This is a genomic window from Mesorhizobium sp. LNHC252B00 (assembly GCF_000502955.1).
Taxonomy (GTDB): domain Bacteria; phylum Pseudomonadota; class Alphaproteobacteria; order Rhizobiales; family Rhizobiaceae; genus Mesorhizobium.
Genome location: NZ_AYWO01000045.1, coordinates 18,455 through 38,065, shown reverse-complemented (window position 1 = coordinate 38,065; position 19,611 = coordinate 18,455). Strand labels below are relative to the sequence as shown.

Here is a 19,611-nt window from a genome sequence, read left to right as displayed (position 1 = left end):
CGTAAGGACGACCTTAAGAGCGCAGCCTCGCTACCGTGCCATGCTCGCGCAAGGCGGCCCTCGCCGGAGGCGTACTCAGAAGCGGGAACTTGTTCCGTTAGTCTGCGCTAAAATGCCCGCCACCTCTCGGCAGCGGGCAGTCTCGTCGTGGGAACATGCATTGACTGGATGCCACACCGAAGCACCTCAGCGCAATAAGGTCCTCCTTCCGATCCAGGCTCTTCGATGTACACGATCTTCGATGACCTATCCAAAGCCCTCAGAGCCCCGTGCAGACGTGTGGCGCCCTGTCCGCCCCATTGCCCTCACAAGTTGGTGGCAAGGTGCTGACGGGCGTTGCCATCGGCTTTGGCGGACAAGCTGTAGCCGGCGGTTAGATCAATCCGGCTCTAAAATCCAGTTACGATCCACGGATTGGTGTCGTATCCGAGGCGCGGCTTTTCCGGTGTTGCTCCGTTCGGCAATTTGGCGGTTCCAGTCAAACTGCAGTCCAGCTCTGGCACCGGCTTCTTGGCCGAATGTTGTTTAGAGCACAGAGCGGCAGCGTCACTGACAACCACCTTCTTCTCCTTGGCAGCAGCGATAGCACTCGAAGCGATTTCGATTGCCGCGCCAAACACAGCTACTCTCATTGGAATTCCCCGCGGATAAGCTTCCCAAGATACCGGCGTTACGCGACGTCATGAAAACACAAGCGAAGATATTGCACTCGTCGTTGGCAGGAGTTGCACCCTCGATCTTGCCGGCAAGCTGTTCCTAGCTAGACCATCATCAAGTCGGCATGTGGTGGAAGAACGCCCGCCGCCCCATTCACGGCAGCGACGGGCCGCCCCAGGATCAAGGGACTTGCAGGAGCGTTGGGCACCTGCCGTCAAGGGAACTATCAGGATCGCCTAAATGTTCCGGAGCTGGCCAGTAGATGATCAAACCGGCCATGACGCTATCGAAAGTCGGCTTCCAGCCAAATTGCGCTCACTACGAATTGCACGATTTGTACCCAGCCTTGGATAGCGAGCGCAAGGGTCATCCTTGCATCGAAGTGATTGAAGCCTGCGGCGAATGGTTCGTCCACGTGGTCGAAGAAGATCAGGAACTAACCCGATCCTTCGAACTGGAACCGTACGCCCTCGCCTTCGGATAGCCTGCATCTGGACAAGTTTGCCCGGATGCAGGGCTGTCCGACCAACGCATGACACCGGCGGGCTAGTTCATCACAGACAGCTCGTCGGTTCGTCGACCGTCTGTCGGCTGCCTTCATCGCCTCATCTGCAAGGGCGCTGATGGCCACAAGATCGTCGGTTCTGCCATCCATTTGTTTAGAAAGTTGACCCCGCGCGTGCTCGTCGAAAGATGGCCCACCAGATCGCGAACGCACCCGGTGCAAGCAACAAGGCAGCGGCCAGTATCAATACGCCCTCGCGTTACTGCCATCTCGGCGGCGGGGTTGGCATCAGTCGCTCGGGATTTCGTCCTGCGTCCATGGTGAACCAATCTGCCCGGCGATGTTAAGTTCCGCTTAGTGCTGTTTGGCTGCTCCTCTCAGCGTAAGCCCTGCATGATGAATTCGTACATCTTGCCAATTTCTTCATCGATCTCTTGGGCGGGAATTCCTTGGCTCTGCGCCGCCTGCTTCGCGTCCACGGCCATGTCGATCACCAGGAGTACTGGGTCGACGATAGGATCGTCCGGTAAATGATCAGAGATCCAATGGTAAAGAAAATCATTGCCGCGCTTGCTCATGTTCCCTGAAATCCTGCACCGACGCATGCCGAAGCCTATGCTCGCCGCGTAGCGTCCTGACACGCGCCCTAATCCCGAGGAAGCGGGCATCAGCAATCAGCTTGTGTGTCAACTCGTCGACAGAGATGACGCACGTCTGGATCTTCTCCGGGATGTTGTTCGCGATCCACCGATCAAGGAAGTTGATGCCGCGCGTAGTCATGCTTTGCCCCGCACCACGTACGAAAACGTTCGCTTCTGACCGCCTGTCTCGGTGACGCGAATCCAATTCTCCTCATTGCGCCTCAACGTCACTGGCCGGCCTGAATGCTTCTCGGCCACTTTGAACGGTAAGATGTCCATGGCCAGGAAGGACGACACCACTACAAAACTGACAATGATCTCAACTCGATATTCCTGCACTCGTCCGCACCAAAGCCGGCCTCTTCGCCACTTAATTAGCTGGCGCTGAAATAGTTCCGCAACCGGGAAAGCGAGGTCTCCTGAAACAAAGCGCTCATAAACATATTGAGCACTGCCGCAGCGAGTGCTCTGCCTCAATCGACGCCTTTGACACCAAGAGGCAGCTCCAGAGCAGTCGACCTCCGTTGGGCTGGCTCGCGGCGCTTCCGAAGCACAGGCCGATTATGCGATTGGTGTGAGGCATGGCCGAGCGATTACAAAATGATCGCGATGAGCCGGCAAAAAGTCTCTTTAGCTAAAACTTCAGAGATTCGCCAAATTGGCCGAAAATCCGTTGGAAGCTCGCTACAACCTAACCCAGACCCGCGACTAGGCATTACTCGAGCCGCTTCGGACGTAATATCTCGATTCCTTTCATTGGCGAAGCGGCGGGGACTTTCTGCAGCCGGCAGCAGTTTCTTTCATCTGGTCAGGGGCGGCGCCCTTGGCGTCGAGTGTCGCCTGACCAGTGGGCTGTGCAGTGCCGGTCTGCTGGTCGGCGGCACAATCTTTTACCGCATTCGGTTTCGATGTGCCGCCCGTTATGGTGGGGTCAAGCTTCATGCCGCCGGCCGCACCATAATTCGTCTTGATACCGTGTTTATGTTGAACGGGCGTGGCGGCTTGTGCCAACGACGGGCCAGCCGACAAAGCGATTACAATTGATGCGAATATAAACCGTTGCATGATATCTCTCCCGGTTGAGCGCTGTCGCTCCGTTGACGGCAGCAGCGGGTCGTCCCTAAGGAATCGCGAGGCTTGCAGAGCTTTGGTGACCCCTGCCGCCAAGGTAACTATTAGCTAAATCTAATGTTCCATTGCCTCGCCAGACGGGCCTTACCGCTTCTTCACCTTCGGTGTGATCTGCTCGACCCGCACCTTGGCACCGATCTCCTTTGGCATGGCCAGCGCCTTGGCCTTGCCCTGGTGGTCCGACGACTGGGTTGTGACCGTCATCCCATCGCAGCGCAATTGAAGCCCGCGCCTCTGTGGGAGAGCGCGGGCCGCTCAGGAGGAACAACGATCTTCAGCAGGCGATGGAGGTACCTGCCGCATGCATCAAACCTTTAGGGACGGCTAATGTTCCATCAAAACTGAGTGAAAAATCGACTTCCAATCGAGGTTGTCGCTCCAGAGAAACGAAGGAGTATGCCATCATGGACTGGAACCGCGTCGAAGGATTGGAAGCAGGTTAATGGCAAGGTCAAGGGTGGGGACCTCCACCGCATCGCCGGCAAGCGCGATCAGCTCAGGATGAAACGAGACGCAAAGGTTCCAACCCAATATTCGAGCAGTGGCCGCCTTCCCCCAAAGGCGTGAAGCGCGCGCCGCGGCTTTGTGCTGCACTCGGCAAAACACGCATGCCTATCGGCCGGTTGCCGCAGCTTTGCTCGCCGCGAGCTTTGACCCTTGGCGGGGGCCAGAGTGCTCATGGGCGCAATTGGCCTCCTATTGGACCACGTCGCTGTTCAGACTACCCATGCGGATCAACCAGCCTGCGCCAGCATGCGCTCAAAGACGCTGAATAAAGTTCCGTTCCCGGTTGCCTCCCTTCCGAATAGCCGCGAGTGACCGGGCCAGATCTCCGGAAATGCCAGCGGCTACCACGGCAAGTGTTTTGTCCGGCCCCGCGTGTTGGGTCGCGCGCAAGTTGCTGTCGATTGTTAGATCGAAGAGGGCTCGATCGCACAATCGCCGCTCTCGATCGAGAAAGAACCGGATCGCCCATAGCTGTCGGGATTTCAGAGGCGTTTCGTTCCAACCTCTTGCCCGCGTTCCACGTCCGGCGATCGGGAGCGGTCGGGTCATAGCGTCAATGTCCCATTTTCTGCTTCGGCCATGATTGGCCATGGAGGAACGCCCAGGTACTGACTCGGGTGGGATGGGGCCGAAGGCGGACTGGTGCTTCGAGGGGGGCGCGGCTGCGATTTCGCTTGATGTGCTGGCTTTCTTTGCCGAGAGACACCAGAGTTAGCTCGCGCCCGCACTAGATCGTCGCCATCGCCTCCTAGCGGCGCAACCGGGACCTCCAGCGTTGCCGCCGGTGACGCCTGCCAGCAGCAGCCTTCTTCCTGAAGCGCCGAATCGCAACGGATGGGCATTGCACCAACTCTTCGGCGGCCGCCAGCAATTTTCGAACACAACATTTAAGTCTTCGACCAGGAATGTCGGTCTCCGGGCCGATCCGCAGATGGACAGCCAGGTTCTGCATCGGTCTGGGATAACGCGAACCCGGCTTGCCCATTCCGCCAAATGAGGGTGTGACCAAGTCGATCCTGGGATATCGCCGCATCGAGATCGTGCAGCAGAGGGAGATTGCCATCTGATGCGCCGATCTAATAATCATTGTGTTGAATGCGTTTCGCTGATTAGCTGACTTGCATAACACCGGGACAAAATTGGCAAATGTTGTCCGGGGAGGACCGCGATGCCGGTGCTTGAGGTTCGTCACGTTTCCAAGAATTTTGGGGCCATCCAAGCCCTGACGGACGTCAGCTTCCAGGTGGAGCGGGGTGAAGTCGTGGGTCTAATGGGGGACAACGGCGCCGGCAAGTCAACGATAGTCAAGACAGTCGCCGGGAATTTTCCGCCGAACGACGGCGAAATTGTCGTGGACGGCGAGATTTGTCACTTCCATAAACCCGTTCAGGCCCGTGCCAAGGGAATTGAAGTCGTCTATCAGGACCTGGCGCTGGCGGATAATCTGACGGGCCGCGCAAAATGTCTTTCTCGGCCGCGAGATGAAGAAGGGCTTCTGGCCGATCAGGGTGCTCGACAAGCAGGCGATGATCGACCGCTCGGCAGCGCTGTTCAGGGAACTCAAATCGGAAACCCGGCCGCGCGACCTCGTCAGGAAGATGTCGGGTGGGCAGCGCCAGGCGGTCGCCATCGCGCGGACCCGGCTTTCAAACGCCAAGCTGGTGTTGATGGACGAACCGACCGCCGCCATCTCTGTACGCCAGGTGGCAGAGGTGCTCGAATTGATCCGGCGCCTCAAAGCGCAAGGTGTCGGCGTCATGTTGATCAGCCACCGCATGCCTGACGTTTTCGCCGTTGCAGATCGTATCATTGTGCTCAGGCGAGGCTCGAAGGTTGCCGACAAGGATGCCGGCAATACGTCGCCCGAGGAAATCACCGGATTGATAACGGGGGCCATCCGTGGCGAATAGTGCTCGCGAATCCGTTAGTGTTAGGGAGTCGGCCCCGGAAACCAGCCGACCGGCCATGTCGGACTTTGTCCCGACCAAGGAAAAGACGGCGCTTCAACATGTATTTTCAAGTCAGCCGTTCTGGGTGACGATCGCGCTCATTGCCCTCGTCACCTTGATGACGATGATGGAGCCGAGCTTCGGCACCTCCGAAAACGCTGCCAATGTCACGCGCAACTTCGCACCTTTCGGCATCATGGCGCTCGGCATGACGGTGGTTATCATCACCGGCGGCATCGATCTGTCGGTCGGCTCGATCATGGGCCTGGTGGTCATCGTCGCCGGCCTGTTCCTGACCTGGCACTATCCCTGGTACATTGCATTCGCCGTCGGCCTTTTCTCCGGTATGGCGTGCGGCGCGGTCAACGGCTTCTTCGTCGCCTATATCGGAATGCCGTCCTTTGTGGTCACCCTCGGCATGCTGTCCGCGGCGCGTTCGCTGGCGGTCGTATTCTCCGCCAACCAGATGCTCTACCAATTCGGGCCCGATGCTCCGATCGTAAAGGGGATCGGTCAGGCAAGATGGCCGCTGCATGGGCCGCAGGATTGGGCGCCGCACTGGATACCAGAATTGTCATCACAGTTCTGGACCATGGTGATTCTGGCCATGATCGTCGGTTTCGTCTTCAATTTCACTGCCTGGGCCCGACATCTCTTCGCCATCGGCGGCAATGAGGAGGCGGCGCGGCTCACCGGCGTGCCGGTCGACTGGATCAAATTCGAGGCCTATGTCTTCTCGGCCTTCACCGCTTCGGTCGCCTCACTCCTGCTCCTCGGCTACAACGGCTCGGCCATCAATGCCATGGGCCAGGGCTACGAGTTGCGCGTGATCGCTGCGACGGTCATCGGGGGAGCCAGCCTTATGGGCGGAGCCGGCACGGCCTTCGGGGCGATCATTGGTTCGGCGTTCCTCGAAGTGATCAGGAATGCGCTGCTGATGGCCGGCATCGATTCAAATTGGCAAGGCGCCTTCGTCGGCGCCTTCATCGTTCTCGCGGTTCTTTTGGGCATGCAAACCGGCGGCAAATCGATTGTCGCCGCTTGGCTGGCAGTCTTGATGCCCAAAAAAGGCCGCTAGAAAACCCCGCCGGCGGGAGGCCTACGGGGCATTCCAGCTAGGAGGAGACGTCAAAATGAAAAAAAGTCTACTGATGGCGGCCGTGGCGCTTGGCGCAATGGTGCTCGCCGTTTCCGGCGCCCAGGCGAAATATACCTTCGCCCTGGTACCGAAGAACATGAACAATCCTTTCTTCGACCAAGCACGCGACGGCTGCAAGAAGGCCGAAGCCGAATCGAAGGGCGCCTTGGAATGCATGTATATCGGCCCCGGCGAGCATGGCGGCGGCGACGAGCAGGTACAGATCGTGCAGGATCTCGTGGCCAAGAAGGTGGATGGTATTGCCGTCTCGCCATCGAACGCCGCGGCGATGGCGGTTGCGCTGCAGGCCGCCAAGGAAGCCGGCATCCCGGTCCTCACCTGGGACTCCGACCTGCTACCCGAGAACAAGGAGCTTCGCGTCGCCTATATCGGCACTCACAATTATGAGATCGGCGTGAACCTTGCCAAGCTTGCCATGCAGGTCAAGCCCAAAGGCGGCACGATCTGCATCCAATCGGGCGGCGCAGCGGCGGCTAACCATAATGAACGCATGCAGGGTATTCGCGATACGCTTTCGGGCACCAAATCGGCGGCCTCGCCCGGGGACCGGCTGACAGGCCAGAATGGCTGGACCGAAATCGAAGGCTGTCCGCTCTACACCAACGATGATTTTCCGCTTTCGGTGCAGCAGTTTGAGGACATCATGGCGAAAAATCCGAACCTCGACGCATTCATCCCAACGGGTGGCTTCCCGCAGTTCATTCCTGATGCCAACCGCGCCGCAGTCGCACCGTACAAGGACAAGATTGCCTCGAAAGCGCTGGCCCTTGTCGTCGCCGACACGCTTCCCGTCCAGATCGACCAGATGAAGGAAGGGCTCTCGCTCGGCCAGGTCGGCCAACGGCCGTTCGAAATGGGCTACAAGACGATGATGGCGCTGAAGGACATGAAGGACGGCAAGGCGCCCCCGGCCGACCCGACCTACACGGGCCTCGACGTCTGCACGCCGCAGACGGCCGATACCTGCGTCGCCAAATAGTGCTTTTGGGCGGGAGGAAACTCCCGCCCTTTCATTGGAGCGAGATGCGGTTAGACTGCAGCATTGTCATCTTGTCTTGCTCCAGCGATTTCAATGTCGGAAATGTTCTCGCTCAAGGGCCGGGTCGCATTGGTGACGGGTGCTTCGCGTGGCCTTGGCTTTGCTATGGCCAAGGCGCTTGCGGAAAACGGCGCAACGGTAATTGTCAATGCGCGCGACATGGACACCCTCTGCGCGGCGGCGGAAAAAATCGGGGCCGAAGCCTTGCCGTTCGATGTTGCGGACGCGGCGACCTCAAGGGCGGCGCTTGAGGGGATCGTCGAACGCCACGGCCGCCTCGATATCCTGGTCAACAACGCCGGCATCCAGCATCGCAGTCCGCTGGTCGAATGGGAGGACGAGGACTTCGACCGCGTGATTGCGGTCAATCTTTCGGCCTGCTTCCGGATGATGCGCGAGGCGGTGCGCCTGATGCTGCCGAACAAATTCGGGCGCATTATAAACACTGGATCGGTCGCAGCGATCCTTGGCCGCCCCACCATTCACGCCTATGTGGCGGCAAAGGCGGGGTTGCATGGACTGACACGCTCGACTGCCGCCGAGATGGGCCGTCACGGCATCACCATCAACGCGATTGCCCCCGGCTATTTCGCCACCGAGCTCAACACCGCGCTCATCAACGACGAGGCCTTCACCAAATGGGTCGAGGCACGAACCCCTGCTGGCCGCTGGGCTCAACCTGAGGAACTCGGTGGAGCTGTGGTGTTTCTCGCGTCCAACGCTGCCGCCTACGTCAACGGACATGTTTTGGCGGTCGACGGGGGTCTATCGGTCTCCCTCTGACCTGCGAATTGCGACAATGGTAGCCAGGTGACAAACGATTGAATCATTGAGAAAGCATTGGCGACACACCCTAAACCTAGATGCGGTGGCCAGCTATGCCTTATGTGCGCCGCTTTCCAGACGATCTACGGGGAGCGATGATTCTGTCCCGGTCCCCGGCATTACGGGCTGGGAAAAATCGACCAAGGCTTCTGGCTCATCGGGTTCATTCGGACACTGGACCACCTTGCAGAAAAGCTGGTGGATGGACGCCAGTCCGCCTTCCTGTGTGGTGCTACGATCAAGGACAATTCAGTCCGGCGGAGCCGGCTTATTACGTGAAAGCCTATGACGCACCGCAGATACATGCTGCCTTCGAAACTCTACCGGACGTTCCCCAAAAGACGGAGACTGGAACACCGCCCAGACCGCGCCGAATTCCACGCCTCTCGTGGTCGCTGTGGGCGAGAAGTCATTCTTCGCCGCCCATCAGCAAACCTTCGTGGATGGCTACCGGGCGAAGGGCATGACGCACATCGAGACTGCAGTGATCCCGGACGCCAGCCCTTGCGTTGTGGCCGACAATCTAGGCGGCGTGGCCGACGTTGTCGCTCGGTACGCCGCGCGATGAGGAGAAGATTATGAGTGACATTGCGTATGAAAATCCGGGGGCCCTCGCAATCGTCGATCGGAGCACTTTCCAGGCCGAAGTGGACGCGCTGCGGGTTCGAGAGAAGGCGCATGCGCGCGAGACAGCGGACATCAGAGCGCTGTTGTGGGGCCACCTTTCGGGAGTGGTCGTGATCTGTGAGGTTGCCGGTTCTGCATTGGGATCGGAGATCGGCTTGTGTCTGGACTTGACAATACGGTTGACCCGGAGCGGCAGCCTCGGCCTTTCGAGGTGATCAACGGTGCCGGCGGTCGGGGTCAGTGGTCGGTGGATGACTAGTCCCGTCGCGCCGGTCAGTCGACCTGTTTGGTGCTCACCATGACCTTCCGGATCGGCGGCGCCGGCGGCAGCAGTTCGCGGATGTCGGCGAACGGGAAAATAGGTTCGAAGCGGAACGCCTCGGCCAATGAACCTGGCGCGCCGTTGCACTGGCCTGAGCGAAAAAGGTTCTGCGTTCGCGCGCCGTCGACGAAGCGCTCGGGATCCTGCGACTGATGCTTGCGGATCGCCTTGGCCTTGACGTCGGCATGCGCGGAAATGTCGACATAATGCGTCGGCGAAAAACCGGTACCGCCCATCGTGTCGGCATGCAGCACCGNCACCGAGCGCCAGTATTTTCAAACCACTCTCTCCCCGGAAATGGAAAAACGTGCCGAACGGAATCCTGCTCGCCCTGATTGCCTATGCAAGCTATTCGGGCAGCGATGCCGTTGTCAAAAGCTTGGGCGGACAGCTGACGGTCTTCGAGATCGGATTTTTCATAACCCTGTTTGCAGGTTTCTTCCTCTTTTTCACGCGCCCAGCGGACGAACGCTGGCGTGATTTCTGGCGCACAAGACGGCCTTGGGCGGTGCAGTCGCGTGCGTGGGCGGGAATCGCTTCCGGCGTGCTTAGCGTCTATGCCTTCACAACCATTCCGCTGGCGGAGTGCNCGCGTGCGTGGGCGGGAATCGCTTCCGGCGTGCTTAGCGTCTATGCCTTCACAACCATTCCGCTGGCGGAGTGCTACGCGCTGATCTTCCTGGCGCCGCTCTGCGTCACCATTCTCTCCGTGGCGATTCTCGGGGAGAAGGTTGGCCCGTGGCGCTGGCTGGCAGTGGTCGCCGGCTTTGCCGGCGTCATGCTGGTAGTGCGGCCGGGGTTTCGGGAGCTTAACCTTGGCCACCTTGCCGCCTTCGGCGTCGCCTTCCTCGCCGCCACCAGCGTCATCCTGATGCGCTCGCTGGCGCAGCAGGAAAAGCGCACGACGATGCTGGGCGTGCTGGTCGGCTACGGCCTGGCGTTCAACGGCATCGGCGCCGCGGCCACCACGTTCACCGTTCCCGACGGAAAGCAGCTGGTGTGGCTGGTGATGGCCGGCGCCTTCACGGCAGGCGGACAATTCCTGCAGCTTCTGGCCATGAAATACGCACCCGCCAACCGCGTCGCGCCGACGCATTACTCGCAGATCGTCTGGGCGGTGATCCTTGGCGCGTCGTTCTTCCAGGAATACCCCGACGGGCTGACGCTGGTCGGCCTGGCGGTCGTCGGTGGAGCCGGCCTGCTGACCATGGTGCGCGAGGAAGCGCGGCTGGGTACCGTGCGCTGGAACCCGTTTTCCCGCACCCGGCTCTGAGCCGGCACCGGTTGCACGGCGACCGTCAGCGCTGATATGCGGACGCGATGACGACAAAGCCCTTGCCCGAGCTTCCTGTTTCCGCCGTGCTGCCGGCGCTGCACGAGGCGCTCGGCCATGGCAACAGCGCCGTGCTGGTGGCGCCGCCCGGCGCCGGCAAGACGACGCTGGTGCCGCTGGCGCTGCTCGGCGCATCCTGGCTGGGCACCGGCAAGACCGTGTTGCTCGAACCGCGCCGGCTCGCCGCCCGCGCCGCCGCCCGCCGCATGGCCGAATTGCTTGATGAGGAGCCCGGCGCCACCGTCGGCTACGCAATGCGCATGGAGAACCGCACCTCGGCAAAGACCAGGATATTGGTGGTCACCGAGGGCGTGCTCGCGCGCATGATCCTCGATGATCCCGAACTGCCCGGCGTCTCGGCTGTCATTTTCGACGAATTCCACGAGCGTTCGCTCGACGGCGATTTCGGTCTTGCGCTGGCGCTCGACGTGCAGGGTGCGCTGCGGCCGGATCTGCGGCTGCTGGTGATGTCGGCGACGCTCGACGGCGCGCGCGTCGCCAAACTTCTGTCGGGCGCCCCGGTGATCCAGAGCGAGGGTCGCGCCTTTCCTGTCGACATCCGCCATGACGAGCGCGCCGCTGGCACCACCGTCGAGGACGCCATGGCCAAGGCGATCCGCGCCGCCCTTGCCGATGAGAGCGGCAGCGTGCTTGCCTTCCTGCCCGGCCAGCGCGAGATCGAACGCACCGCCGAGCGGCTGGCCGGCAGGACCGGTGCCGATACCGACATCGTGCCGCTCTACGGCATGCTCGACGGCAAGGCGCAGGATGCGGCGATCAAGCCAGCGCCTCCAGGCCGCCGCAAGGTGGTGCTGGCGACGTCGATTGCCGAAACCTCGATCACCATCGACGGCGTGCGGGTCGTCATCGATTCCGGCCTGTCGCGGCTCCCGCGCTACGAGCCGGCCAGTGGCCTCACCCGGCTGGAGACCGTGCGCGTCAGCAAGGCTTCCGCCGACCAGCGCGCCGGCCGTGCCGGGCGCACGCAAGCTGGCGTCGCCGTCCGGCTGTGGCGGGCCGAGCAGACGGCAGCACTCGCCGCCTTCACGCCACCCGAAATCCTCGAGGCGGACCTATCCGGCCTGTTGCTCGACTGCGCCGCCTTCGGCGTCGCCGATCCGACAAGGCTCGCCTTTCTCGATCCGCCGCCGGCGCCGGCGCTCAACGAGGCCCGGGCGCTGCTGCGCGCGCTGGATGCCATGGACGAGGCGGGCCGCCTGACGGAAGCGGGCACGGCGATTCGCAAGCTCGCTTTGCCCGTACGGCTGGCACATATGGTCGCCGAGGCAGCGAAGAGCGGCCATGCCTTCGAGGCGGCCATGCTTGCCGTGCTGCTCACCGAACGCGGCCGTGGCGGCGATGGAGCCGACCTGGAGCGGCGACTGATGCGCTTTCGCTCGGAACGATCGCTGCGCGCCACCGCCGCGAGGCAGCTCGCCGAGCGGTTGGCGAGACAGGCCTTACCCTCCCCCTCGAGGGGAGAGTCGGCGAGCGAGCAGCGCGCAGCGACGCGAGGGAGACGGGGTGGGGTCGCCGATGGCGTGCCCGAACCGACCCCACCCCGATCCGCTACGCGGATCGACCCTCCCCACAAGGGGGAGGGTCGAGCCGGTCCCCTGCTCGTCCACGCCTGGCCGGATCGCATCGCCAAGGCGCGTGGAGAGCGCGGCCGTTTCGTGCTGGCCAATGGTTCGGGCGCCATGCTCGACGCCGCCGATCCGCTGGCGGGCGAGCCGTTTCTGGTCGTCGCCGACCTGCAGGGCAAGGCGCAGAATGCGCGCATCACGGCGGCGGCGGCAATTAGCGAGGACGATGTCCGCGCAGCACTTGCCGGCAGGATCGAAACACGAAGGCAAACGAGCTTCGACCGCGACAAGCGTGCCGTGCGCGAGCGCGAAACCGTGCGCCTCGGCGCGATCACGCTTGCCGAGCGCATGCTGCCGCCGCCAACCGGCACAGATGCCGATCAGGCCATCCTTGATGCGGTGCGCGAGCACGGGCTGTCGCTGCTGACCTGGAGCAAGGAGGCGCAAACGCTGCGCCAGCGGCTTGGCTGGCTGCATCGTGGCCTTGGCGCGCCCTGGCCCGATATGGTGGATGCCGCCCTCATCGAGCGCCTCGACGACTGGCTGCTGCCGTTCCTGTCCGGCGCGGCAAATTTTGCCGCCATCGATGCGGGCGTCGTCTCGACCGGACTGGCCACACTCGTGCCGCACGATCTCCAGCGCAAGATCGACACGTTGGCGCCAACCCATTTCGATGTTCCGTCAGGCAGCCATGTGCCGATCCGCTATGACGGCGAGTGGCCGGTGCTGGCGGTTCGCGTGCAGGAGCTGTTCGGCCTCGATCGCCACCCCGCCATCGCCAATGGCACCGTGCCGCTGACGCTCGAACTCCTGTCGCCGGCGCACCGGCCGATCCAGACGACACGCGACCTGCCCGGCTTCTGGCGCGGCTCCTGGGCCGATGTGCGCGCCGACATGCGCGGCCGCTATCCCAAGCATGTCTGGCCCGAAAATCCGCTGCTCGCCGCCGCCACGGCCCGGGCAAAACCCAGAGGTACCTAGCGCTTGCCGTCCCGCGGCTGTATTTCAGGCCATGACCAACGTTTTGCATTCGCCCGATTTCCAGCAGAGCCAGAGACTGCGCCTCAACACCCTGATCCGTCTGCGTTGGCTTGCGATCGTCGGACAGAGCGTTGCGGTTCTCGTCGTTGCCTATGGCCTGAAGTTTCCGCTGCCGGTCAGCCTGTGCTTTGCGCTGATCGCCTGTTCGGCCTGGATGAACCTGTTTCTCGCCTTCCGGTTTCCGGCGGCGCACCGGCTCACCCCACTTGCGGCCTTCGGCATCCTCATCTTCGACAGCCTGCAGCTTGCCGGCCTGCTCTACATGACCGGCGGCCTCACCAACCCGTTCTCGCTGCTGATGACCGTGCCCGTCGTCATCTCGGCGACATCGCTGCCCCTGCGCCTGACGGCTATCCTCGGCGGGCTGGTGATGTCGGCGGCGACCTTGCTGGTCTTTGTCCATCTGCCGCTGCCCTGGCATGAGGACGCGCCGCTGGAGATGCCCTTCATCTATGTCGCCGGCATGTGGATGGCGGTGCTGTCCTCGATCGCCTTCACCGCCATATACGCCTTCCGCGTGGCTGCCGAAGCAAGGCTTCTTGCAAATGCGCTCGCCGCCACCGAGTTGGTGCTGCAGCGCGAGCAGCACCTCTCGGCGCTCGACGGGCTTGCCGCCGCGGCCGCTCACGAGCTCGGCACGCCGCTGGCCACCATCGCGCTTGTCACCAAGGAGATGGAAAAGGCGCTCGGCAACGATCCGAAATACGGGGAAGACATGAAGCTGCTTCGCTCGCAGAGCGAGCGCTGCCGCGAAATCCTCAAGCGCCTGACCAGCCTGTCGTCCGAGGGCGAGGCGCATCTTTCGCGGCTGCCGTTGACCTCGCTGGTCGAGGAGGTCACCGCCCCGCATCGCGATTTCGGCATCTCGATCAAGCTTCGGCCTGGCGAGCGCATCGGGCCCGAGCCGGTCGGGCGCCGCAATCCGGGCGTCATTTACGGCCTCGGCAATCTGGTCGAGAATGCCGTCGATTTCGCCCGCAAGAGCGTCACCGTAGGCTGGAGCTGGAACGAGGCCACCGTCACCTTCTCGATCATCGATGACGGACCGGGCTTTCCGGCCGAGATCATCGACCGCATCGGCGAGCCCTATATGTCGACGCGCCAGGGCAACGAAGCCGGCGGCGGCCTGGGTCTCGGCCTGTTCATCGCCAAGACCTTGCTCGAACGCTCGGGCGCGACGCTCGATTTCCGCAATTCGAGCGGCCTGGGTGAGGGCGCCGTGGTACAGATTTCGTGGCCGCGTGGTGTGTTCCTCAATCCGGAAATCACTTCGGCCAGCATGTTCGACACCGCCTGAGAGCCTTGAAGGAGCTCTAAAAATTGGACAATGAGGCTTGGGAACTATATCTGCGTAAAATTAAGGCAGCAGGAATTTTGAGACTATGACAGGCGACGAAAATATTGGCGCAATGGTTGAAGGCGAAGACACCTCGCTGCTCATCGTCGATGACGACAAGCCGTTCCTTACGCGCCTGGCCCGCGCCATGGAAACCAGGGGATTCGTCGTCGAGACGGCCGAGAGCGTCGAGGAGGCGGTTGCCAAGGCACGCGCCAATCCGCCCGCCTACGCCGTGGTGGACATGCGGCTCGGCGATGGCAACGGCCTCGACGTGGTCGCGGCCATCCGCGAAAAGCGCGACGATTCCCGCGCCATCATCCTGACCGGCTACGGCAACATCGCCACCGCGGTGACCGCGGTTAAGCTCGGCGCCGTCGATTACCTCTCCAAGCCCGCCGACGCCGACGATATTTTCGCTGCACTCACCCGCACCGCCGGTGAGCGCGCGGCGCCTCCGGAAAACCCGATGTCGGCCGACCGCGTCCGTTGGGAGCATATCCAGCGCGTCTATGAAATGTGCGAGCGCAATGTCTCGGAGACCGCGCGCCGGCTCAACATGCATCGCCGCACCTTGCAGCGGATACTGGCCAAGCGCGCACCGCGCTAAACCGAGCGTCGTCATCCTCGGGTCTGCGCCGCCTCGCTTCGCTCCTTGCTCCGCCATAGCATGACGAAGTGATGGGCGTTTCGGCCAGTCTCCGAGGTATGCGATCTGCCAACGCGAACAGGTGTCTTGCGTCCCCAGCGACACCTGCGCAACATTGCGAGTGACGCGGCTTAACGGAGGCGACATGCAGGATTTGAAGCAGCGGCCGGTTTCCGTCCTTCGCGAATTTCTCGATAGCGAGGCGGCCGGCGGCATCATCCTGATGATGGCGGCGGCTCTGGCTCTGATCGTCGCCAATTCGCCGCTCGCCGAAGCCTACTTTTCCGCTCTTCATGCCTATCTCGGCCCGCTCAGCGTGTCGCACTGGGTCAATGACGGACTGATGGCGGTTTTCTTCCTGCTCGTCGGGCTGGAGATCAAGCGCGAGATGCTGGATGGCCAGCTCTCCACCTGGCCCCGGCGCGCCTTGCCCGGCATCGCCGCCGCCGGCGGCATGGTGGTTCCGGCGCTCGTCTATGTCGCCATCAACCGCGACAATACGGCGGCACTGTCAGGCTGGGCGATCCCGACCGCCACCGACATCGCCTTCGCGCTCGGCGTGCTGTCGCTGCTCGGCAGCCGTGTGCCGGCTTCGCTGAAGGTGTTCCTTACAGCACTTGCCATCATCGACGATCTCGGCGCCGTCATCATCATCGCCATCTTCTACACCAGCGGACTGTCGCTCACCTATCTCGGCGCCGCTTTCGCGGTCATCGCCGCGCTCGTCGTGCTCAACCGCATGCGGGTGATGACGCTGCTGCCCTATCTCGTGCTGGGCGTCGTCCTGTGGGTGCTGGTGCTGAAATCGGGCGTCCATGCGACGCTTGCCGGCGTCGCGCTGGCGCTGACCATTCCGCTCGAACGCTCCGCCGGGATCGGCCACGATCTCGACCATTCGCCGCTGCACCGGCTCGAGCACGGCCTGCACAAATTAGTGCCCTTTGTCGTCATCCCGATCTTCGGCTTTGCCAATGCCGGCGTTTCGCTCGCCGGCCTGAGCTTCGGCGCGCTGATCGAACCGTTGACGCTGGGTGTCGCCGCCGGCCTCGTGGTCGGCAAGCTGGTCGGCGTGTTCGGCTCGTCGGTACTTGCCATCCGGTTCGGGCTTGCCGATCTGCCCGTCAATGCCGGCTGGGCGCACATGATCGGCATCTCGCTGCTGTGCGGCATCGGCTTCACCATGAGCCTGTTCATCGGCCTGCTCGCCTTCGCCAGTGACGTGGCATTGCAGGATGCGGTCAAGGTCGGCATCCTCGCCGGCTCCTTCGTCGCCGCTATCTTGGGTGCTGCAGTGCTTTTGATGGCGCCGGCCGAGGATGGCCTGGAAGAGAGCGAAGGATAAGGCTTACTCGCTCTCACCCTCGAGCGCCGGCACCGACACGCCGGCAAGTTCGGCTGCCAGCAGCCGTGACGCGCCGGCCCGCGCGATCCGCAGCATCAGCGCCTTGCGCGTTGCCGCCGCCATGCGGTGCTCGGGCGCATCGCGCATGATCTCGGCGCCGTAGCCGTCGGAAAGGATGAAGCCGCACTCTTCGGGAAAGATCTCCGAGGGCACGCCGGGATGGGTGGCGAAGAAGAAGCGGTCGGAGTGCAGCCGGTAGTCGGGCCATTTGCGGTCGACCCTGAAATCCTCGATCGAGGATTTGATCTCGATGATCCAGATGTCGCCCTGCCGCGTCAGTGCGACGAGGTCGGCACGGCGGCCGGTGGCCAGCGACAGCTCCGGCAGCACATGCGCGCCCATCTCCATCAACAGCCGCTGCACGCCCCGCCGCACCAGCATGGCGCGTTCGGACTGGCGACCGTCGATGAGTGGGTTGATTGAGATGGGGGAGATAATGGGCATGGCGACACCATGCCAGATTCTGTTCACGGTTTGAACCCACTTTCCGGGCAACTACCGATTGACAAGCCCCGCGTATAGGAATATAATCCTAAAATAGCATTATTGCCAACAGAGAGAAGCAACGTCATGCCCCAAACACCATGGGAAGTCCTGATGATGGGCCTGCGTTGGATCGCATCTCTGATTGGTGCCTTCCCATTTGCGAGGAACGGCTCAAAGAAGCCTGATATCCTGGAACGCCCTAAAGAAGCCGTATCATCCCCTTGCGCGGTTCATATCGGCGCACCCGGGTTCGCCAACTCGGCGACAAGCCAAGGTCGCCAGGAAGTGGCCGGCGCATGCCGGTGGGGCGGCATTGCCGAAGCCGCGTCGGCCACTGCGGCGACTTTGGGGGTATGCCGCCTCACCAGACTAGCATCCGGCGACAAGGGCGAGAGCCTTGGTAAAAACCGTACCATCGAAGTCCGGAAGGCGCTCTCGCTCATCGCCTCGTTTCATTCCATCCGAGGAATGGCGGCCTTGCTTGCCTGCGATCTCGCTTCGGCCTTCGGCGACGCTTCATGCAGGTGCCTGGAACGGTCGCACCCAGGCGATTTCAATTTTGACAGGGCCCGGGCCACCGCGGCGCCTCGTTCGTTTCCCCCTGATGACTGCCGCCAGCAACAGGCGCATAGCCTCTCTTTAATTTAGCTAGAGCGCATATAAGGAAAAAGTGGTATTTTAGGCGGCAGCCGGAGCTCCCCCATGACACCCCGCTCCGGTCAGGCCCGGTAGCGGTCCACCCAAAGGAAAGGCTGCCGGGCCGCTGTCTTCCATCAACAGCCAGGCAAACGGGGCCAAGACCTGAGGTCCACTCACAAAATCTGACAGTCCGGAGATGTCCATTGGACGTGCCTCAGTTGGCCGAGATGTAAGTCGCGTCGACCCTGCCACCAAAGGAAGTGCCGGTCATCAGGATGACAACTCGCCCTCGCGCTCAAATGATAGTCGTTGCCAAAATGGCCGACGCGGATGCCGGTGAGACAACATTGCCTAATCGCGTCGGCCACCTGCGGCGGATTTAGGATTGCCGCCTTTCAAGTTTAGCGCGGCTCAAAAGGTGGGCAATGCGCCTCCCGGCTTGGTTATGATCGTACAATCGAACCCCCTGTGCGAGTCCCCGTGTGCCTTTTTGCAACTAACCCATGGCCCCCTCGTTGAGCCAATGCCGGGTTGATCCCCTGGCACTCCAGAAACTGCCCGCCGCCCTGCAGCGGCGGGCCTTTTTGGCCTGATCGAGTCTAGCCGACAGCGATAGCGCAGGCCCGGCGAATGCGGAGGCCTTCCTGTTTGCCGCGCGTGTCGGTCAGAAGCGGATCCAGAAGGATCTGCGGAAACACCTGCGGCGCCAGTAACCGTAACGCCAATAGCGACGGCAAACTCTTCTCCAGACGCGACGACGGCGGCGGTGCCACCTGCGATGCCGCACGAACTCGATGCCGTCAGGACCATCCTGGTCCAGGATATCGTCGGACGGTCGGTCGAGTTCATCGAGAATGCCGGGTCCCGTATTCGGGATGCCGGCCAACGCAGTGGCAGGACGCGCAAGTGCGACCACGGTCGCGGCCCCGGCCATTCCTAGCATTCCAGTCAGAAACAATCGCCGATCCATGCCAACCTCCGTCGTTGATCATTGCGACAAGGATGAAATAGTGCGGTCGAATGACGCGCCCAGATATGGAAGGAAATTGTGACGATCGAACTGCCGCGCCGGCGGCGACGGGCTTTCTTGGCGCCGGCTTGACAATCCGTGCGCCAAGGCACCGCTCGAGCCTTGTCGACGCGAGGTTCCTTATGCAGGCGCCGGGGCACGCTTGTCGCTGAGCAACGCCGCCCCCGCCATGTCATCGAGGATCGGGCAATCCGGCCTTTCGTCGCCATGGCAGGCGTGGATCAGCTTCTGCAAGGTCGAGCGCATCGACTGCAGTTCGCGCACCTTCTCCTCGATCGCCGTGACATGGGCGGCGGCGATCTCTCGCACGTCGTGGCTGGCGCGGTCGCGGTCCTGGTAGAGCGCCATCAACTGGCGGCAATCATCAATGGAAAAGCCGAGATTGCGCGCACGGCGCAAAAAGGTCAGCCGGTGGATGTCGTCTTCGGAATAGTCGCGGTAGCCGTTGACGGCGCGCGCCGGAGCGATCAGGCCGATCTCTTCATAGTAGCGGATGGTCTTGGCCGGCAGGCCGGAACGGTGGGCGGCGTCACCGACATTCATGACAGTTCTCCTCGATTCCTGATGAAGCCGTGGGCGCGGCCATTGAATTTCCTCCACAATCCTGTGAAGGCTGTTGCCAAAATGCCATAGTGGCACGCTTACCGGCACGTCAACTTCGGCATATAGGCATCGCGCGCTTGGCAAGCAAAGAAAATGCCAGCATGAATGATTGCGAAACAGCGGCCGACTCGTGCCGCCGAAGTT

General features: G+C 62.1%; 18 protein-coding genes and 3 pseudogenes. 14 read left to right on the top strand and 7 right to left on the bottom strand.

Annotated elements, in window-relative coordinates:
* Window positions 1–389 precede the first annotated feature (389 nt).
* A complete protein-coding gene (locus X744_RS1000000172970) occupies window positions 390–632 on the bottom strand; it encodes a hypothetical protein (protein ID WP_156938647.1) in 243 nt (80 codons plus the stop codon).
* A gap of 287 nt (window positions 633–919) precedes the next feature.
* Between X744_RS1000000172970 and X744_RS1000000171215 the strand changes: the two genes are divergently transcribed.
* Window positions 920–1,141, top strand: a complete 222-nt coding sequence (locus X744_RS1000000171215) for a hypothetical protein (protein WP_023762772.1) — start codon at window positions 920–922, stop codon at window positions 1,139–1,141.
* 398 nt (window positions 1,142–1,539) lie between these two features.
* Here the strand turns inward: X744_RS1000000171215 and X744_RS141575 are convergent, their stop codons facing one another.
* The 3 genes from X744_RS141575 to X744_RS0138680 all read right to left on the bottom strand — a co-directional run bounded on the left by X744_RS141575 (window position 1,540) and on the right by X744_RS0138680 (window position 2,868).
* On the bottom strand, window positions 1,540–1,740 hold the full coding sequence (locus tag X744_RS141575) for a DUF768 domain-containing protein (RefSeq protein ID WP_023762771.1): 201 nt from the start codon (window positions 1,738–1,740) through the stop codon (window positions 1,540–1,542).
* Complete coding sequence (locus X744_RS02075) at window positions 1,721–1,942, bottom strand: DUF768 domain-containing protein (protein ID WP_023762770.1); 222 nt, start codon at window positions 1,940–1,942, stop codon at window positions 1,721–1,723. The genes X744_RS141575 and X744_RS02075 overlap by 20 nt, the downstream gene beginning before the upstream one ends.
* 614 nt (window positions 1,943–2,556) lie before the next feature.
* Complete coding sequence (locus tag X744_RS0138680) at window positions 2,557–2,868, bottom strand: hypothetical protein (protein WP_031261314.1); 312 nt, start codon at window positions 2,866–2,868, stop codon at window positions 2,557–2,559.
* Between the two features lie 470 nt (window positions 2,869–3,338).
* On the opposite strand from X744_RS0138680, the pseudogene X744_RS1000000176330 reads away from it, so the two are divergent.
* From X744_RS1000000176330 to X744_RS141605, 6 genes and pseudogenes are all read left to right on the top strand, one after another.
* Window positions 3,339–3,432, top strand: a pseudogene (locus X744_RS1000000176330) (CsbD family protein); the annotation flags it as partial.
* Between the two features lie 1,177 nt (window positions 3,433–4,609).
* Window positions 4,610–5,351 (top strand): annotated as a pseudogene (locus X744_RS01000000170455) (ATP-binding cassette domain-containing protein).
* A 55-nt stretch (window positions 5,352–5,406) separates the two neighbouring features.
* Entirely contained in the window at window positions 5,407–6,468 is a 1,062-nt protein-coding gene (locus X744_RS141585) for an ABC transporter permease (RefSeq protein WP_023762763.1), read from the top strand.
* Window positions 6,469–6,523: 55 nt separating this feature from the next.
* Complete coding sequence (locus X744_RS141590) at window positions 6,524–7,528, top strand: sugar-binding protein (RefSeq protein ID WP_023762762.1); 1,005 nt, start codon at window positions 6,524–6,526, stop codon at window positions 7,526–7,528.
* Window positions 7,529–7,621: 93 nt separating this feature from the next.
* Window positions 7,622–8,371: a glucose 1-dehydrogenase gene (locus X744_RS141595; RefSeq protein ID WP_023762761.1), complete on the top strand. Its 750-nt coding sequence runs from the start codon at window positions 7,622–7,624 to the stop codon at window positions 8,369–8,371.
* Between the two features lie 620 nt (window positions 8,372–8,991).
* Window positions 8,992–9,255: a hypothetical protein gene (locus X744_RS141605; RefSeq protein ID WP_031261311.1), complete on the top strand. Its 264-nt coding sequence runs from the start codon at window positions 8,992–8,994 to the stop codon at window positions 9,253–9,255.
* A gap of 58 nt (window positions 9,256–9,313) precedes the next feature.
* Here X744_RS141605 and X744_RS02110 read toward each other — a convergent pair.
* Window positions 9,314–9,625, bottom strand: a pseudogene (locus tag X744_RS02110) (PIG-L family deacetylase); the annotation flags it as partial.
* Window positions 9,626–9,669: 44 nt separating this feature from the next.
* On the opposite strand from X744_RS02110, the gene X744_RS141610 reads away from it, so the two are divergent.
* From X744_RS141610 to nhaA, 5 genes are all read left to right on the top strand, one after another.
* Entirely contained in the window at window positions 9,670–10,635 is a 966-nt protein-coding gene (locus X744_RS141610) for a DMT family transporter (RefSeq protein ID WP_023762757.1), read from the top strand.
* A gap of 47 nt (window positions 10,636–10,682) precedes the next feature.
* Window positions 10,683–13,262, top strand: coding sequence for an ATP-dependent helicase HrpB (hrpB, locus tag X744_RS141615; protein ID WP_023762756.1), 2,580 nt, complete (start codon window positions 10,683–10,685; stop codon window positions 13,260–13,262).
* A gap of 31 nt (window positions 13,263–13,293) precedes the next feature.
* Window positions 13,294–14,619, top strand: a complete 1,326-nt coding sequence (locus X744_RS141620) for an ActS/PrrB/RegB family redox-sensitive histidine kinase (RefSeq protein ID WP_023762755.1) — start codon at window positions 13,294–13,296, stop codon at window positions 14,617–14,619.
* Window positions 14,620–14,704: 85 nt separating this feature from the next.
* Complete coding sequence (locus tag X744_RS141625; RefSeq protein ID WP_023762754.1) at window positions 14,705–15,268, top strand: ActR/PrrA/RegA family redox response regulator transcription factor; 564 nt, start codon at window positions 14,705–14,707, stop codon at window positions 15,266–15,268.
* A gap of 184 nt (window positions 15,269–15,452) precedes the next feature.
* Window positions 15,453–16,649: a Na+/H+ antiporter NhaA gene (gene nhaA, locus X744_RS141630; RefSeq protein WP_023762753.1), complete on the top strand. Its 1,197-nt coding sequence runs from the start codon at window positions 15,453–15,455 to the stop codon at window positions 16,647–16,649.
* Window positions 16,650–16,652: 3 nt separating this feature from the next.
* Here the strand turns inward: nhaA and X744_RS141635 are convergent, their stop codons facing one another.
* Window positions 16,653–17,153, bottom strand: coding sequence for an MmcB family DNA repair protein (locus X744_RS141635; protein ID WP_023762752.1), 501 nt, complete (start codon window positions 17,151–17,153; stop codon window positions 16,653–16,655).
* 153 nt (window positions 17,154–17,306) lie between these two features.
* On the opposite strand from X744_RS141635, the gene X744_RS141640 reads away from it, so the two are divergent.
* Window positions 17,307–17,843: a hypothetical protein gene (locus X744_RS141640; RefSeq protein WP_031261310.1), complete on the top strand. Its 537-nt coding sequence runs from the start codon at window positions 17,307–17,309 to the stop codon at window positions 17,841–17,843.
* Between the two features lie 769 nt (window positions 17,844–18,612).
* Window positions 18,613–18,774 (top strand): hypothetical protein, encoded by a 162-nt coding sequence (locus X744_RS1000000174670; RefSeq protein WP_023762749.1) that lies wholly within the window; start codon window positions 18,613–18,615, stop codon window positions 18,772–18,774.
* Between the two features lie 210 nt (window positions 18,775–18,984).
* Here the strand turns inward: X744_RS1000000174670 and cueR are convergent, their stop codons facing one another.
* Window positions 18,985–19,407, bottom strand: coding sequence for a Cu(I)-responsive transcriptional regulator (cueR, locus tag X744_RS141645; protein WP_023762748.1), 423 nt, complete (start codon window positions 19,405–19,407; stop codon window positions 18,985–18,987).
* Between the last annotated feature and the right edge of the window lie 204 nt (window positions 19,408–19,611).